The sequence below is a fragment of the Labrys sp. WJW genome, from assembly GCF_001676615.1.
GTDB classification, from domain to species: domain Bacteria; phylum Pseudomonadota; class Alphaproteobacteria; order Rhizobiales; family Labraceae; genus Labrys; species Labrys sedimenti.
On record NZ_LYXZ01000135.1, the window covers coordinates 1 to 371 of the forward strand.

Below are 371 nucleotides of genomic sequence, written 5' to 3' on the forward strand. Positions count from 1 at the left end.
GTCTGGGGCATCATGAACTCCTTCATCGGCATCTCGCAGTCGCACACCACCAATCTGGCGGTGGTGGCCCCCGGCATCGCCGAGGCCTTGCTGGCCACCGCGATCGGCCTCGTCGCCGCCATTCCGGCCGTGATCATCTACAACGTCTTCGCCCGCGCCATTGCCGGCTACCGTGCTCTGCTGTCGGATGCTTCGGGCGAGGTGCTGCAGCATGTCTCGCGCGATCTCGAGCGTCTGGAGCGGGATGGCGCGGCCACTCCGCTCCGCACGCTAGCGCCCGCGCGCACGCAGACGGCGGGTTGACGGCATGGGCGTCTCCCTCAAGGATCCGCAGGACGGCGATCTGTCGGAAGTCTCCGACATCAATGTCA

Annotated in this window: 1 protein-coding gene; it reads left to right on the forward strand. The window is 66.8% G+C overall.

The features are described 5' to 3' along the window. The coding region (locus tag BA190_RS34965; protein ID WP_202908583.1) for a MotA/TolQ/ExbB proton channel family protein at window positions 1-303 on the forward strand (303 nt) is incomplete at its 5' end. Window positions 304-371: the final 68 nt, after the last annotated feature.